This is a genomic window from Rhodococcus sp. MH15 (genome assembly GCF_019266045.1).
GTDB lineage: Bacteria > Actinomycetota > Actinomycetes > Mycobacteriales > Mycobacteriaceae > Rhodococcus_F > Rhodococcus_F qingshengii.
In genome coordinates, this window is record NZ_LPNP01000062.1 from 1 (window position 1) to 408 (window position 408).

A 408-nucleotide genomic window follows, 5' to 3' on the forward strand; every position below is an offset into this window, starting at 1 on the left:
GGCGGGTAGCTCCACTGAGGCGGAGGAGCTCTGTGCCGCAAATCCCTCGATCCCAAACGTAGTGGGCGAGTTTGATGGAATCGGCATATTTCGCGGCCTCCGCGTACGAGGTATGGGTGAAGTCCACGTGGGTGGTCACGGCTGAACCCGCGGGTAGCGACGGCGCCGCTCCGAGGCGGTCAACCCACCCCAGACACCGAAACGCTCGTCGTTCGCCAATGCGAATGCCAAGCAGTCGACACGAACCTCGCATCCTGCGCAGACCCGTTTCGCCGGCCGGACAGCTTCTCCGGGTTCCGGAAAGAATGCTTCGGGATCAGTACGTTGGCACACAGCTCGCTCCTGCCAATCGACATTCCCAGCGATATCGCCTGGGCGAATCTCGGTGATGGTCATCGAAACCACATC

General features: G+C 61.5%; 1 protein-coding gene. It reads right to left on the reverse strand.

All coding sequences use genetic code 11. The features are described 5' to 3' along the window. Window positions 1-135 precede the first annotated feature (135 nt). Window positions 136-408, reverse strand: a 273-nt coding sequence (locus ATN37_RS14220; RefSeq protein ID WP_306300751.1) for a WhiB family transcriptional regulator, incomplete at its 5' end; no start/stop codon positions are given.